Annotated in this window: 16 protein-coding genes; 8 read left to right on the forward strand and 8 right to left on the reverse strand. The window is 37.4% G+C overall.

Translation table 11 applies throughout. The features are described from left to right. Positions 1 to 167: 167 nt before the first annotated feature. The 4 genes from NYE63_RS17345 to NYE63_RS17360 all read left to right on the forward strand — a co-directional run bounded on the left by NYE63_RS17345 (position 168) and on the right by NYE63_RS17360 (position 3,330). Positions 168 to 986, forward strand: coding sequence for a histidinol-phosphatase (locus NYE63_RS17345; RefSeq protein ID WP_342602055.1), 819 nt, complete (start codon positions 168 to 170; stop codon positions 984 to 986). A gap of 390 nt (positions 987 to 1,376) precedes the next feature. Beyond that, a complete protein-coding gene (locus NYE63_RS17350) occupies positions 1,377 to 1,547 on the forward strand; it encodes a hypothetical protein (protein WP_342602056.1) in 171 nt (56 codons plus the stop codon). A gap of 551 nt (positions 1,548 to 2,098) precedes the next feature. Beyond that, on the forward strand, positions 2,099 to 3,046 hold the full coding sequence (locus tag NYE63_RS17355) for an IS110 family transposase (RefSeq protein WP_342602057.1): 948 nt from the start codon (positions 2,099 to 2,101) through the stop codon (positions 3,044 to 3,046). Between the two features lie 5 nt (positions 3,047 to 3,051). Then, complete coding sequence (locus NYE63_RS17360) at positions 3,052 to 3,330, forward strand: hypothetical protein (RefSeq protein ID WP_255264142.1); 279 nt, start codon at positions 3,052 to 3,054, stop codon at positions 3,328 to 3,330. Between the two features lie 168 nt (positions 3,331 to 3,498). Here NYE63_RS17360 and NYE63_RS17365 read toward each other — a convergent pair whose 3' ends face one another. After that, on the reverse strand, positions 3,499 to 4,491 hold the full coding sequence (locus tag NYE63_RS17365; protein ID WP_342602058.1) for an MBL fold metallo-hydrolase: 993 nt from the start codon (positions 4,489 to 4,491) through the stop codon (positions 3,499 to 3,501). Between the two features lie 279 nt (positions 4,492 to 4,770). On the opposite strand from NYE63_RS17365, the gene NYE63_RS17370 reads away from it, so the two are divergent. Together NYE63_RS17370 and NYE63_RS17375 are read left to right on the forward strand one after the other, a co-directional pair. Further along, on the forward strand, positions 4,771 to 4,947 hold the full coding sequence (locus NYE63_RS17370; protein ID WP_342602059.1) for a hypothetical protein: 177 nt from the start codon (positions 4,771 to 4,773) through the stop codon (positions 4,945 to 4,947). A gap of 241 nt (positions 4,948 to 5,188) precedes the next feature. Next, positions 5,189 to 5,809: an SDR family oxidoreductase gene (locus tag NYE63_RS17375; protein ID WP_342602060.1), complete on the forward strand. Its 621-nt coding sequence runs from the start codon at positions 5,189 to 5,191 to the stop codon at positions 5,807 to 5,809. Positions 5,810 to 6,016: 207 nt separating this feature from the next. Here NYE63_RS17375 and NYE63_RS17380 read toward each other — a convergent pair whose 3' ends face one another. Next, complete coding sequence (locus NYE63_RS17380; RefSeq protein ID WP_342605808.1) at positions 6,017 to 6,757, reverse strand: VCBS repeat-containing protein; 741 nt, start codon at positions 6,755 to 6,757, stop codon at positions 6,017 to 6,019. Positions 6,758 to 7,134: 377 nt separating this feature from the next. On the opposite strand from NYE63_RS17380, the gene NYE63_RS17385 reads away from it, so the two are divergent. Together NYE63_RS17385 and NYE63_RS17390 are read left to right on the forward strand one after the other, a co-directional pair. After that, positions 7,135 to 7,716, forward strand: a complete 582-nt coding sequence (locus tag NYE63_RS17385; RefSeq protein WP_063233337.1) for a TetR/AcrR family transcriptional regulator — start codon at positions 7,135 to 7,137, stop codon at positions 7,714 to 7,716. 25 nt (positions 7,717 to 7,741) lie between these two features. After that, the gene (locus NYE63_RS17390) at positions 7,742 to 8,944 is read left to right on the forward strand and encodes an MFS transporter (RefSeq protein ID WP_342602061.1); all 1,203 of its coding nucleotides are present in this window, start codon (positions 7,742 to 7,744) and stop codon (positions 8,942 to 8,944) included. 162 nt (positions 8,945 to 9,106) lie between these two features. Here NYE63_RS17390 and NYE63_RS17395 read toward each other — a convergent pair whose 3' ends face one another. The 6 genes from NYE63_RS17395 to NYE63_RS17420 form a co-directional block, all read right to left on the reverse strand. Beyond that, on the reverse strand, positions 9,107 to 9,829 hold the full coding sequence (locus NYE63_RS17395; RefSeq protein ID WP_342602062.1) for a GntR family transcriptional regulator: 723 nt from the start codon (positions 9,827 to 9,829) through the stop codon (positions 9,107 to 9,109). A gap of 129 nt (positions 9,830 to 9,958) precedes the next feature. Beyond that, complete coding sequence (locus NYE63_RS17400; RefSeq protein ID WP_342602063.1) at positions 9,959 to 10,825, reverse strand: MurR/RpiR family transcriptional regulator; 867 nt, start codon at positions 10,823 to 10,825, stop codon at positions 9,959 to 9,961. A 25-nt stretch (positions 10,826 to 10,850) separates the two neighbouring features. After that, entirely contained in the window at positions 10,851 to 11,747 is an 897-nt protein-coding gene (locus tag NYE63_RS17405) for a BadF/BadG/BcrA/BcrD ATPase family protein (RefSeq protein ID WP_342602064.1), read from the reverse strand. A 51-nt stretch (positions 11,748 to 11,798) separates the two neighbouring features. Beyond that, positions 11,799 to 12,884: a DUF871 domain-containing protein gene (locus tag NYE63_RS17410; protein ID WP_342602065.1), complete on the reverse strand. Its 1,086-nt coding sequence runs from the start codon at positions 12,882 to 12,884 to the stop codon at positions 11,799 to 11,801. A 15-nt stretch (positions 12,885 to 12,899) separates the two neighbouring features. Then, positions 12,900 to 13,229: a PTS lactose/cellobiose transporter subunit IIA gene (locus tag NYE63_RS17415; protein ID WP_063233331.1), complete on the reverse strand. Its 330-nt coding sequence runs from the start codon at positions 13,227 to 13,229 to the stop codon at positions 12,900 to 12,902. Between the two features lie 56 nt (positions 13,230 to 13,285). Continuing rightward, a complete protein-coding gene (locus tag NYE63_RS17420; RefSeq protein ID WP_342602066.1) occupies positions 13,286 to 14,629 on the reverse strand; it encodes a 6-phospho-beta-glucosidase in 1,344 nt (447 codons plus the stop codon). Between the last annotated feature and the right edge of the window lie 40 nt (positions 14,630 to 14,669).

Here is a 14,669-nt window from a genome sequence, read left to right on the forward strand (position 1 = left end):
GCATTAAATTAAATGAAATTGTTTTCGAGGGGCAGCACCAAGCTTTTTTTATATATCCTAGGCAGATTTAAGGAAGGTATAAATCTTCTTTCAATTTGTGAGGAAGAATGTGAATTTTGGATATGATAAAATAAGACAATCTGGTTCATTTTAGGAGGCCTAAAGAAATGACGAATTCAATTAAATTTGATCTGCACACTCACCATGATCGCTGTGGACATGCTATCGGCACAATTGAGGATTATGTAAAGCAAGCCATTGAATACGGCTTGCAATATATTGGGATTTCTGATCATTCTCCATATTTTTATAGTGAGGAAGACCATCTCTACCCAACTATTGCAATGGCTAAAAGTGAACTTGTCCCTTATATAGATGAAGTACTTCGCTTAAAAGAGAAATATGAAGGTAAAATTCACGTGTTATTAGGAATGGAAAGTGATTTCTTCCCTGATCACATTGAGGTCTACCGTGATCAATATCTTTTACACCCTTTTGACTACATAATTGGATCTGTTCATTATGTTAAAGAAATTAGCATTTTTAAAAAAGGGCGTTGGAATGGTTTAACGTCTAAAGAACAGTCAAGACTAAAAAATGAATACTATGAATTAATACAGAAATCTGCAAAAAGCGGAATGTTTCAAATCTTAGGCCATATTGATGCAATGAAAGGGTTTTATCCAGCCTTTTCATCCATTGAAACAGACAGTATTGAAAAAACGTTAAAAATCATTAGTCAGGAAGATATCGCCATTGAAATCAATACCTCTGGTAAAACAAAAGATTGCGGCGGGTGGTATCCGGCAGATGACATTTTAGAACGAGCTCATTTCTATAATGTGAAGGTAACATTTGGATCAGATTCACATACACCTGAACGTATTGGAGATGAATTTGAACAAGTTCAAAAAAGACTAAAGGAAATCGGCTTTTCTGAGTGGGCTTACTTTATTAACAAGCAAAGGATTCTAACTTCACTTTGATCTTCTTTAATAGAATAGAACTTGTCCAACCGCTTGAGCTTCCTGTAACAATGTGTATCGGAGGGATGGAATGATGTTTTTCAATCCTTTTGCTACTAATAAGGGCGATGCACAAAAAATAATTCGTGGACAGGTATCGATAATGATCCTGCATGGAATTTCACCCCCCCCTCATCTCATCAATCAAAAAATCGGTACCAATCTTTTTTATGAACATAAAATAATCATTAAGCATTCTGTAATAAAAATTTTAGCACGATTGCTTACAAGTTCTTACCCGTTCATTTCAACGAACCCCAGTCATCATCATATTTTTTGCATAAAATCAAAATATTTAGGGAATTAATAACTTACCATTCGTAAATCTTATAAAAAGGAGTTGATTTGGGTATGATTGATAACCCATTGCATAAAGAGAATGACGAAAACTCTGTAGAGTCAGTTGAAGGTAAGGCTGTTTTCAACTCTTCAATAGGGCGATCCGAAGCCCCTCCAATAACCCAGTCAAAAGATCCTGAATTCGATCTTTTTGGCACAGTATTAAATGGGTATCCGTTTTAATTAATACTTCCTTATTCAATTGTGAATGGTATTAGAGCATTAGATTTTAAGACCTACAACATTAAAAATTCCTATAAAGGAGAGCGCATATTAGTCACGTATAATATGTGCTCTCCTTTTATTAAATTCAAGCGCCCTTTTAATGATAATTCCTTTGCTCTTCTGGTTAGTCTATCTCACCTGGTACTTCACCTGGAATTAACACTTCTCCAATTTTATCAATTGAGTCAACTATCGGCACTTTTTTTAACTGCCTACACCTTTAGTTGCATAAGAAACTTCTATGGCGGCGATTCTCGCCGCCACCATCTACTACGAAAATCTAAACTCAAAATAGAGTCTAACCCTTTAACTCCTTGACGATAATGGATGATAACAATACAACCAGGCTGAACCTTTTTTGGTGGATCTTAAGGAAGATACCCTGTATAAGAAACTGGTTGTGACAGTATTGAAGAACCATTTAGTGTACTACAAGTACGTATACAAAAATTTTTGTAACAAATCTCCTGTCATATGTATTGTTAATCTTTTATTGAGGTGATTCTCCTATGGAAGCAATGATTGAACGGTGTGCTGGCCTAGATGTACACCAAGAAACAGTAGTAGCCTGTGTATTATTTGGTCCATTAGATAAAAAGCCAAATACCTCTATTGAAACTTTTTCAACTACAACAACAGGACTCTTGGCTTTAAGTGATTGGTTAACTACCCTTCGGGTATCCGATGTTGTGATGGAAAGTACTGGAGTCTACTGGAAACCAATATGGAATATACTCGAAGATTCTTTTCACCTTGTTCTTGCCAATGCCAGACATGTCAAAAATGTTCCAGGGCGTAAAACTGATGTGAAAGATGCCGAATGGCTTGCCAAGCTTCTAAGATGCGGACTTATTGAAAGCAATTTTGTTCCACCGGAGGATATTCGTGATTTACGAGATCTTACTCGTTATCGAAAAAAATTGATTCATCATCGCACCTCAGAGCAGAATCGCATTCACAAAATTCTTCAAGATGCTAATATCAAGCTAACATCCGTACTATCAGACATTTTTGGTGTATCGGGACGCCGTATCCTTGAAGCGATTCTAAACGGTGAAAAAATAGAGACCGATGGTCTTCGAAAAATGGTGGATTGGCGAACAAAAGCAAGTATTACTGACATTGCCAGTGCAATTAATGGTCGTATTCGCCGTCATCATCGTGATATGTTGCGTTACCATTGGGAGCATATGAGTTATTTAGAAAAAGCCATAGAAGAATTGGAAAAACAAATCGATCAACTCCTGTCCCCCTATCGTAAAGAAGTAGAATTATTGGATGGAATACCTGGTGTGAACAAAGCTGCCGCAGCTACTTTTATTGCAGAGATGGGCGTTGATATGTCCGTATTTAAGTCAGCTAAACACCTTGCCTCTTGGGCTGGTGTGAGTCCCGGAAATTACGAAAGTGCTGGTAAAAAAAAACGAGTAAAACCACACAAGGTAACAAAGCTTTAAAAACGATGGCTGTAGAGTGTGTACTAGCGACATCAAGGCAAAATAATCGAATTGCTTCACATCGAAAAAGGATTACCAAACGGCAGGGAAAAATGAAGGGACGAATCGCTTCTGCTCATTTACTATTAACGATTGCTTACAACATCTTAAAAACAGGGGAACCCTATCAAGAACTAGGCTCAAATTACCTTGAAGAAAAACAAATGAACAAAGAATTAAAAATGATCGAATACCTAAAAAAGAAAGGCTATACAATCGCTCCATCTGAACAACAAACTGCATAACCAGTTAAACTAACGACATAGTACATTTACGTCCTTCAAAAAAATTAGAATATGGTGGGCTTATTTTAGTATGGCCTTTCACGAATATGTTTTCATACAAAAAGGTTGCATCAGCAACCTACCTTTGAAGTAAGCCCTCTCTTTCATTAAAAAGCTGAAGCTAGTCGTTTATTTTTCCCCATAGTTCGCCTCGTTTCCCGGCTGTTGCACTTGTACCTTGTCCCCTATTTCAATGGACAACAAATCCTCACCTACTATAATTGTTCCTTCATATGTTTTTTTTGTTCTTTCGAGCAAATTAGCTTTTTCTTCTGTTAATCCACCCAATAATACAATATGTGAGTACACAGCAAGTTTTGGTTGTATTTGGCTAAAGACTTTACCTGCTTCCTCGGGTGTTGTGTGAAGATCAAGTATATTTGCTATTGATTCTGATTCATTATCTGGTCTTGCAGCTGCAACCTCATGAATAACTACGTCAGCACCTTTAGCAAATTTAATTAGATTTTCATTATAGCGGGTGTCACCTGAGATAACTACTGAATGTCCTTTGTAATTAACCCGATATCCGAAAGCAGGCTCAATTGATTTATGGTCAACCTTGAATGCTATCACTTCAATTCCCTTTTTGTTATAGACAATACCCTCCTTGATATCATTTGCGGCAATACTTGCTCCTTCAACGTTTCCATTTCCAGAATCATCTCTTGCATCCAAATCGGCTTTAAATGCTTTATTCATATGTAACATCATTTTCTCGGTTCCCATAGGTCCCCAAATCTTAAATGCTTGCTCTCTTTTCCCTCCTGTTGGTAAAGAACCTGTAAGCCATATGTCTGGTATGCCGATTGTATGATCCGAATGCAAATGAGTAAGAAATAACTTGTCAACACTGCCTGGTAGCATATTCGCTTTATATAATTGTAAAGCAGTTCCACGTCCAGCATCAAAGAGGAGTTTTTCATCACCAACTTCTACAAGTGTGGCTGGACCAGATCGAGATGTACTTAAAAGTGGAGAACCTGTTCCTAATAGAGTTACTTTAAAATCCGTTTGCTGTACAGCTGTTTGGCCAAAAGAAGGCAGAAATAATGATAATGATAGAATTCTTGAAACTACCAACAAAGAGCAAATAGAAGTATTCCTTATTCTTTTCTTCATAACAAAAACCTCCTGTAAGATTATTCAAGGAAAATCGAACTGATTGTTTTGAATATAAAACTCTGTTTCGTAACTGCATTCACAAATTAAATATCACAATATTTATAATATTCAGTCAATAATACCCAAAATAAAATCATTTATACTTTTTCAACCTTCCATCAAGACAACAGAGCTCAATTCTGGAAAAAAGCTGAAATAATCTTACAGTATATTGGATTTCATTTTGGACCAATTGTTCATACTAAATTAAAAATATCTTTTAAAGAAGGAGTTTATATGCAAAACAAAAAAAATAACATCCATAATCCAGCTCAACATAAAAGTCAGGTTAGTAAATTAAATAACGACGTAATGGAAGTGGATACAGATGTCAATGAAGATCCTAATCGGGAGAAATTATTAGATGACTCAGTTGATTCTTTTCTAAAATCGAAAGAAGGACAGGAATATTAGGGGAGGTATTGTAGTCGCTATTGACTCGTTTTAAATCGTTTTTATATTTTTTCTTCAAATGGGCCACTCATGAAGCTTTTGAGCGGCCCATTTTGTTTCTTTATCAACGAATGTTTTTCTTCTTGGGGTACCGCCAGCAAACGCTGAATTATGATGCGAATTGCACTAAAGCTCCCATTAGTTGAAAATGACGATATAATGTTAGTGGAATGATTGTATTCGCAAAAGGAGGTTCGTTTCTATGAATATTTTAATTTTGGGTGCAACTGGACGAGTTGGGGGTCAATTAGTTACTTATGGTCTGGAAGACAGACATCATGTTACAGTTTTAGTTCGCACTCCAGAGAAGATTCAAATAAACAATGCCAATTTAACCATCATTCAAGGTAATGTTTTAAATAAAGATGATATCGTACGTGCCATGCATGGAATTGATGTAGTTATTAGTGCACTGAATACTGATGGGACAACCACTTTATCAGCAAGTATGCCACTAATTATCGAAGCAATGGAATACGAAGGAATACAACGAATTATAACCATTGGAACAGCAGGTATCCTGCAAAGTAGAACAACCCCAAATTCTCTGCGTTATCAATCAAGTGAATCAAAGCAGAAGTCTACACGTGCAGCGAAAGAACATCATAAAGTTTACGAGATGCTTAAACAATCAACACTTCACTGGACTATTGTCTGTCCTACGTATTTGCCGGATGGAGAAAGTGTTGGTACATATCGTGTAGAAGGTGAATTTTTGCCGGAGGATGGAGTTGAAATATCCGTGCCGGATACAGCAGAATTTGCATTTAGCCAAATAAATAGTAGCGATTATTTAAAATCCCGTGTAGGCATTGCCTACTAAAAAATAATTAGCATTACTCCCCTTCGAAAAAGTTTGTTGAATCAAATAGAAGGCAAAAAACCGCCACACTGATAGAAAGCGGTTCAATTATCTTCGTATGCATTGGAATTTTCGTTCTGCACAGTCATCTGAACCAGTACCAAGAATAATTTCAGCCATCTTTTGGGCGAAGATTCGCCCGTACCTTGTTCATGAACCTCCAATGTGCTATACTTCTCCACCAAAAATAGCCACATTCTGCCGGTCAGGAACAAACGCTTGCCCGTTCCATTTCAATACGGTCTGTACAAATCCTAGAGAGTCGGCATTATACCTCCCTGCGATTCTCTGATACGCTTCGAGTTCATATATGCCATCCCTATTGTAATCAACCGGATATAAACCTGATAAAGGATTGACCCATCCTTCTATCGGCGCCTTCAATACACCATCCTCGTTATAAATTTCAGATAGATATTCCTTATCCTTATATGTAAGGTCAAGAATGTACATTTCTTTTAGGTAATAACTGTTCAGCTTTACTTTGTATTGGTTTTCATATTTAACATCGTATTTAAAGGTTTCATTGAATGTATCTGAATTAAAAATGGTCATGAGTCGACCGTTAAGATATGAAAAAACATACGCATAAATGGAACCACCGCTCCCTCCTGTATCAATGACCACTAAAATGTCCTCCCCCTTATTACCTGTAAAATCACCAAGAAAAAGGGTCGGATTATATCCTGCGTTATTTTTCATGGGAACTTGTTCATATTGATTAGTCCTCCCATTTTGGATAACCAAAGTTATATTCCTCCAAAAAGGGCTATCAGGGGTTTTGTTTGCGGTAAGAAAAACATTGTCCTTTATCCCGTCCCCATCAATATCGCCTTGCTTTGAGGTCACTATGACTGTTCTGCTCAAGTTCATTTCTCTTGAAAGAACAGTTTGGAGGTTCAATTGCATGTCTAGCAGTTCCTGCCTTGAAGGAAAAGGATTTGGAAACGACAAGGCGTTATCAATCGTTTGCAGTGCTTCATTCGTTAATCCGGCCCTACTTTGAGTCTCAGCCAAACAGTACCAATAATAAGGATGATTCGTTTCTTGTATTTTTGCGCAATAGTAATGAATCACTTTTCTGATGTCATATGTATCCAACTTCATCCCACCTGTCTCATTATTATCCATATAGAAATATATGCGGGAATTTAGTGAATAGCCTTGATTGCATATCTAATGATTTCTGTTGCAAAATACCATTGTATAAACTTATTCGCTTGCATATATTTATTTAATTTGCTATTATAACTGACGAACGTTCGTTAAATTATGAGGTGATATTATTGAAAAGTAACGAAATTAAAGAAGCCGCTCTTAAATATTTCACGATTCATGGTTATGAAGGAGCCTCGCTTTCTCAAATAGCTGAAGAAGTCGGCATGAAAAAGCAATCCATTTACGCCCATTTTAAAGGCAAGGATGATCTATTTCTTCAAGTTTTACGTGATGCGAAAGAGACTGAGCTATCTTCGAAACTCCAATATTTCAGTAAAGTTGATTCAAAAAATCCTGAAAAAGATTTATACGGATTCTTACAATTGGTCATCGATCTTTTCCAAAAAAATGAGCATATAAAGTTTTGGCTGCGTATGTCCTTTTTTCCGCCAGCGCATCTTGAAAAAGAAATCGGGCAGGAAGTCATAGATATCGAGGAAAAGGTGCAAGCGATCCTGGAATGTAAGTTCCAGGATTGGATCAATGCCAAATTAATCGTCGAAGATGCAGCCATAACGCCGACCTATGCTTTCTTGGGAGTAGTGGATTCCATTTTGCTTGAACTTGTATACGGCAATGATGAGAAACGGCTGAAGGATAAATTAGCTGCCTCTTGGAAAGTGTTTTGGAGAGGGATTTCACAAAAATGATTCACATTGAAAGAGGTGTTACTACATGATTAAACCAATTAAAGAACAAAAGGCGGTATTGATTATTCTACTAAGCAATATATTCATTGCTTTTCTGGGAATTGGACTCATCATCCCCGTTATGCCGTCATTTATGAATATCATGCATTTATCAGGAAGTACGATGGGCTATCTGGTTGCCGTATTTGCGGTATCACAGCTCGTTATGTCGCCATTCGCAGGTCGTTGGGTTGACCGTTACGGCAGAAAGAAAATCATCATCATCGGTTTATTCCTTTTTGGTGTTTCAGAACTTATCTTCGGTGTAGGGACAAACGTATCGGTGTTTTATTTATCAAGGATCCTAGGGGGGATCAGTGCCGCCTTTATTATGCCAGGTGTTACTGCATATGTTGCGGATATTACATCCGTTAAGGAAAGGCCAAAAGCAATGGGCTATATTTCAGCCGCCATTAGCTTGGGCTTTATAATAGGACCCGGGATCGGTGGCTTTATTGCAGAATATGGTATACGCTTGCCCTTCTTCCTTGCAGCAGCCATTGCTTTTTTAGCATGCCTTTCATCAATATTCATTTTAAAAGAGCCGCTGACAAAGGAACAGCTTGCAAAAGTTTCTGCTAATACAAAGCAAACAAACTTTATAGGCGATTTAAAAAGATCACTTAATCCGCTTTACTTTATTGCGTTCATCATTGTATTTGTACTCGCTTTTGGTTTATCAGCCTATGAAACTGTTTTTAGTCTATTTTCTGATCATAAATTCGGCTTCACGCCGAAGGATATTGCAATTATCATTACAATAAGCTCTATTTTCGGAGTTGTTGTGCAAGTATTTATGTTTGGTAAACTGGTAGATGTTCTCGGCGAAAAGAAGCTTATCCAACTATGTTTAATCGTCGGTGCAATTTTTGCGGTAGCGTCCACTATGATCTCTAGCTTTTTGGCAGTTCTTGTGGTAACCTGCTTCATCTTCCTTGCATTTGACTTGCTTCGTCCGGCATTGACGACATTTTTATCAAAAGCTGCCGGGAAAGAACAAGGATTCGTTGCTGGAATGAACTCCACCTATACGAGCTTAGGGAATATCGCCGGGCCATCTATGGGAGGATTACTATTTGACGTAAACATCAACTATCCTTATCTTTTCGCTGCTGTGATTATCGTCATTGGCCTGGGCATTACAGTCATTTGGAAAGAAAACCGATTGGTAGAAAGCTTAGCGAAATAATTAAAATCCCGGATTGTTATTCCATAATTTTCAACGTTTTCGATTTGGAAAACTCACAAACTCGAAAAATGATATTCTACTAAAAAACCCCTTGTCCATATTGGGCAAGGGGTTTAACTTATCCAGATAAGCTATTTTTGCTTAAGAGTGGGATTTGTTTTTTTAACGCTCCAAATTAATTCTGAATTTATATCGATCTGCACGGTAGACAGATTTGACAACCCCAAGTGGTCGATTGGTATCCAGGGTAATTCTTCGTTCTATCAGCAATATAGGGGAACCTTCGATTACCTCGAGCATTTCCGCCTCTTTTTTTTGAGCAATGGAGGCTTCAATAACCTGGATGCCATGCTGGATTTTTAAGCCAAATGTTTTTTCTATATAGTCATGAATGGAAGTTACGGCTATTTCTTCCGATAGATCCAGGGCAAGATCTTTAGAGATGTATAGCCTTTCATAAGCCATCGGCAACTGATCAGCAAGCCTTACACGTTCCAGTTCGAAAATAGAAGTTCTTTCTTCAACCTCAAGCTTTGCAGCAAGTTCATGATCAGCATTGCCCTCCGTAAAACTGATAACTCGTGTACTTGGTTTAAGTCCTCTTGAAATCATATCCTCTGAAAAGCTTGTTAATCCTTGCAAGGGCGGCTCCAATTTTTGTTGGGCAACGAATGTTCCTTTTCCGCGCTGCCTGTATAAATAACCTCCATTCACAAGGTTTGATATTGCCTGTCTCACCGTCATCCTGCTTATTCCATATTTTTCAGTGTATTCTTTTTCTGAAGGAATCATCTCTCCTGGCACCAATTCAAGACTTTGAATCGCTCCTTTAATCTCCTCCTCTAGTTGATGATAAATGGGTCTCGGAGAATTCTTTTGGATCATTCAGCATACATCTTCCTTTCATCGTGATGTAAATTTTACAAGGCATCCTGATCGGAAACATCTCAAGCTAAAATACCGTCCATTGATCTTATCAATGCTTATAAACACGATAAGATAAGACTCACCTTTCTAAGTATCCAAATTCCTTTTTGTGAATTTCAATACCGATTCCCTTGAACGTTCGATTTCATTTTTATTTTCATTATAGAATTTTGAAACATACGCATAAAAAATAATGCTGACCGTTAGAAATTGTGCAAAAAGCGAACTTGTTGCAGCACTTCGGAATTTAGCCTCCGGTGCACGTACATGATTTAAGGACATATCAACTTTTTTAGTTAATCCATTGTTCCCCAACCGCGATAAACCAATTGTTTTAATTCCATATGCTTTAGCAATATCAACGAGTTCCAGAACTTCTTCAGTTTCACCACTATTGGAAATACAGAAAAAAACGGTATTCTTTGATGATGCAGCAAGTGCAGTGGCTGTAATATGCGGGTCTTGATTGGCACTTACAATCTTTCCTAACCTTAACCATTTCTGTGTAATATCTTCGGCAACGAGCCATGATGCCCCTAAACCATAAACATAAATTACATCTGCACTCCTCATAGTTTCAATGATATTGTCAAGAACAGCCTCATCCAGATAATGTGCAGTTTCTTGTATAGCTTGGACAGAGTTGGACACTATTTTATTTTTAATGGATGCTATTGTTTCATTAGGCTCAATGTCATGGAAACCTTTTTTCTCCGGTTGGGAAACCAGAGATGATAGAGATACCTTCAGTTCTGAAAAACTGTTCACTTTTATAGAATGACAGAATCTCGTCACTGCTGAACTGCTGGCATTGGCATGGTCAGCTAATTCATGTATCGTCATTCTTATAATATCGTTTGGATTTTCTAAAATATATTGTGCAATTTTCCGTTCTGATTTAGGCAACTGGTTCAATAAACTTTCAATTCTCAATATAATATTTTCGACGTGCATATGATTTACTCTCCTTGATCTTTACTTACTTTAAATGCTTCATTGCTATGTAGTAACAACCCAAGGTAGCTGATACGTCTTCTAAAACAAATTTCACATATGGGTTTTCAAGTTTAATATGATTGATGAAAGAGCTTTGCACCCATGGTATATTTGTCAATATGCTACCTTTTATTGCAATTGTAACATTCTCACTTAACTTTAACTTCTTGATAACCTCAAGCGTTTGTTTTGAAAGGTGGTACCCGGCCTGATTCAGAATATTTTGCGAGAAACCATCGCCCTTCTCCGCAAGTTGGACAATAAGGGGAACAAACGCGGCAATCTCCGATTTCGTGGCTGAATAAATGAATTTCTTCAGTTCCATAACACTATGATACCCAAGTTTTTTAAGTATTGTCTCGGTTAACTGGCTATAGACATATTCCTCATCCTCTTCTTTCGTCATTTTTATAAAAGCCTGCATGGCGATCCAATAGCCACTTCCTTCATCCCCAAGAATGTGTCCCCAGCCACCAGCCGATTTCTCGATACCATTATGGATACCGATACTTACAGATCCAGTTCCGGATATGGTTAAAATGCCATCATTTCCTTTTAGTAAAGCAGCATGAGCGATAATTCCATCATTTACAATCGTGAACGGGGCATTAAATGCCCTGCTTAATGCACTTTTTATGCCCTGAGGATTTTCAACACCTCCATACCCGGCTAATCCTAAGCAAATGTAATGGCAGCTACCATTATCAATAGGAGTCATGCTTTGTTCAATTGCCTGTATAATGTTAGCGATGGCTTGTTTTTCATTAATAAGGAGGTTTCCAAACCCCGCTTTGCCTTCACTTATTTTATTACCATCTAAATCATATGCCACTGCTTCAGTTTTAGTGCCTCCGCCGTCAACACCGATAATATAATTCATATCATTCTCCTATCAGTAAAAAAGGAAGGAATATCAACGTTCCTTCCCTGATCAATTAACATTGAATTGGAATTTCCCCCATGGATCCAAATAATCGAGGAGAAAAATTTCCTCTTCTGCTATTCGGCCAATTACATTTGTTTTTCCCGAATTCTTCATTTCCTTCAATGCAATCTGCAATTCCCCTTTATATTGTCCATAGAGCTCATTTTCAATTAATATATCACCGCGTCTAATATCAGGCGTATATGTTGGTTTAAATTCTTCGCTCTTATATTTCACGCGTGATTGAGTCGAGCGAATAAGATAATCGGAAACATCTCCACGGTAAAAATGGAATTCTTCCAATACTATTTTTTTCTCTAAAGCTGTTATGGTTTCGTGAAGCTTAACATTAAATGTTAATAGACCGCTGTTTAACAGGCTAAGCTGTTTCAATTCTTCTTCAGATGCGTAGGCATTTGCAATAATTACATCATCAATCAACCCTGTCGCATACAAGTGTTTCGCTTGTGTTGTAATGGGTAATTCCCGGTGCATTTCTAATGTACATAATCCTTCCATTATAGGCCAAGGTCCGTACGTTGCTGCATGTGAGCTTACGAAAGCTGCCGTACGGATATTATGTTTTTTGAATGACTCACAGCATTTTATAAAATGTGGATAGCTCAATCCTGCATAGCGATGAGGATAGAAGTTATGCGATCCAACTAAATTCTCTTTATTTGGTTTGTAATCCATAATATTTTCTAAATATTTTGTTGCATTGCTCATGTTTATTTCAATTTTTAGATCATTTGGATTATGTGTCATAATCGACTCTTCGTTACCTGTAAAACCCATGTCTAACCTGATTCCATACGCACCTAATTCTGCAAAAAACGATAAGTCATTATAAGAAATGCCTAGTGAACCGAATACTCGGGGAGCAATATCGACCATTACTTCCATATTCAATTGATTGGCATAACGAATCGTTTCTTTAAATTCTTTTAAAATCTTCTCTTTGTCACCTTCGACAGAAAGCAGGCAAGTAAAGATCTTTTTGAATCCATATTTGTGTGCAAGTGCAATGTATTCCATGTCTTTTTCAACGGTTGAATGCTCTGGATAGATAGATATGCCGAGTTTACCCATTATTTAATCACCTCTTTACTGTTGTGGGGCTAGCTTTTTTACAATGCGAATCATATGTTCAATTAGTTTTTGTTCACTCATTGCCGTCATCAAGTGATCCTGGGCATGAATCATTAATAAAGTTTTCTCACTTGGAACTCCATTCAATTCTGCTTGAATTAGCTTGGTTTGTGTCTTATGGGCCAAGTTCAATTCTTCCTGACCCTGTTTAATTAGTTCCTCAGCCTTTTCAAAATTAAATTCTTCCGCTTCTTTCAGTGCTTCGAACGCTAATCCTCTTGCATTTCCACTATGTGATATTATTTCAAAAATTTCCATTTCATTATTGTTCAATTCAGTTGACATATTACTACACTCCCATTTTATGTTAGATTATGATGTTTCATTTGCTTACTGTCCATTCACTTGATGTTCGGTACAGCACTTTCACTGAATTGCGGTAAGTATTCTTCATGCGCCTTTAACAGTTTTTGTAAAACCATTTCCGCCAGGTCATCACTTGGAATAAGCGGGTTAATCGTTAAAGCTAATAACGCTTTATCATAAGAACCTGTAACGGCTGCCTCTGCACCAATTCTTTCAAATGATTTGATTTGTTGAATTAAGCCATGCACTTGTACGGGTAATTTACCCATAGCCAAAGGAATTGGTCCATTTTTGGTGACAATACAGCTTACTTCGACTGCTGAATCATAATCAATATCAGTAAGCGATCCTTTGTTTTGTACATTTAGCACTTGAATGTCTTTTTTATCATTATAAATAGAAGAAATGACGTTACACGCTGCATCGCTATAGTAAGCTCCACCGCGTTGCTCTAATTGTGGAGGTTTGATGTCAAGGGTTTCATCCTTGTAAAGGTCAAACAAACCTTCTTCTAATTTTTTCACAATTTCAGCTCGAGTTTCCCCTGATTTGAATGCTTTCAACTCTTCTTCTAAAATCGTTTTTGTTTTGTAATAATAACGATGGTACGGGCAAGGTACCACTCCTAAAGATTTCAAAAATCTTCTGTTCCAAGCCAATGGGGCAATATTCTTCATCGTCAGTTGAATTTCAGGATTGCCAAGCATTTCAAGCACTTTATCTGTTACTTCTTGATCATCAACGAACACATGCATCCCGAATACCATATGGTTTAACCCGGCGAAATCTATGTGCACTCTCTTCATATCAACACCAAGCATGTTAGAAATAGAGATATGCATATTAAAAGGAACATTGCATACACCAATGACTTTTTTATGTTTGCTGTAGCGGAGAAGGGCTTCCGTTACCATCCCCGCTGGGTTTGTGAAATTAATTAACCATGCATCAGGGCAGAGCTCTTGCATTTCTTCTGTAATTTCCAGAAGAACGGGTATAGTTCGTAATGCTTTGGATAATCCTCCTGCACCATTTGTTTCTTGACCAATTAATCCTAATTCCAACGGGATCCGCTCGTCCTTGATTCTTGCATCAAGTAACCCCACCCTCATTTGCGTTGTGACAAAGTCAGCATTTTGCAAGGCTTGACGGCGGTCTAGCGTTAGATGTATTTCCATTGGAAGTCCTGCTTTTTCAACCATACGTTTTGCTAAGCTTCCTACAATCTCAAGTTTTTCTTTTCCTGCCTCAATATCCACTAACCACAGTTCCCTAATAGGCAACTCATCATATCGTTTGATAAAACCTTCTATTAGTTCTGGTGTATAACTAGAGCCCCCACCTATTGTGGCAATCTTCAACCCTTTTTTCATTTCCATTCCCCTAACACCTCATAGTAAGCTAATCTGAATTTTTTAT

It is taken from the genome of Peribacillus sp. FSL E2-0159, assembly GCF_038643155.1.
In the GTDB taxonomy this organism is placed as follows: Bacteria; Bacillota; Bacilli; order Bacillales; family DSM-1321; genus Peribacillus; species Peribacillus simplex.

Coding starts and splice junctions, on each gene's coding strand:
- NYE63_RS17370 (WP_342602059.1), top strand. CDS start 4,771: ATGCAAAACAAAAAAAATAACATCCATAATCCAGCTCAACATAAAAGT.
- NYE63_RS17380 (WP_342605808.1), bottom strand. CDS start 6,757: ATGCAATTGAACCTCCAAACTGTTCTTTCAAGAGAAATGAACTTGAGC.
- NYE63_RS17400 (WP_342602063.1), bottom strand. CDS start 10,825: ATGCACGTCGAAAATATTATATTGAGAATTGAAAGTTTATTGAACCAG.
- NYE63_RS17405 (WP_342602064.1), bottom strand. CDS start 11,747: ATGAATTATATTATCGGTGTTGACGGCGGAGGCACTAAAACTGAAGCA.
- NYE63_RS17365 (WP_342602058.1), bottom strand. CDS start 4,491: ATGAAGAAAAGAATAAGGAATACTTCTATTTGCTCTTTGTTGGTAGTT.
- NYE63_RS17420 (WP_342602066.1), bottom strand. CDS start 14,629: ATGGAAATGAAAAAAGGGTTGAAGATTGCCACAATAGGTGGGGGCTCT.
- NYE63_RS17355 (WP_342602057.1), top strand. CDS start 2,099: ATGGAAGCAATGATTGAACGGTGTGCTGGCCTAGATGTACACCAAGAA.
- NYE63_RS17375 (WP_342602060.1), top strand. CDS start 5,189: ATGAATATTTTAATTTTGGGTGCAACTGGACGAGTTGGGGGTCAATTA.
- NYE63_RS17345 (WP_342602055.1), top strand. CDS start 168: ATGACGAATTCAATTAAATTTGATCTGCACACTCACCATGATCGCTGT.
- NYE63_RS17410 (WP_342602065.1), bottom strand. CDS start 12,884: ATGGGTAAACTCGGCATATCTATCTATCCAGAGCATTCAACCGTTGAA.
- NYE63_RS17350 (WP_342602056.1), top strand. CDS start 1,377: ATGATTGATAACCCATTGCATAAAGAGAATGACGAAAACTCTGTAGAG.
- NYE63_RS17390 (WP_342602061.1), top strand. CDS start 7,742: ATGATTAAACCAATTAAAGAACAAAAGGCGGTATTGATTATTCTACTA.
- NYE63_RS17395 (WP_342602062.1), bottom strand. CDS start 9,829: ATGATCCAAAAGAATTCTCCGAGACCCATTTATCATCAACTAGAGGAG.
- NYE63_RS17360 (WP_255264142.1), top strand. CDS start 3,052: ATGGCTGTAGAGTGTGTACTAGCGACATCAAGGCAAAATAATCGAATT.
- NYE63_RS17415 (WP_063233331.1), bottom strand. CDS start 13,229: ATGTCAACTGAATTGAACAATAATGAAATGGAAATTTTTGAAATAATA.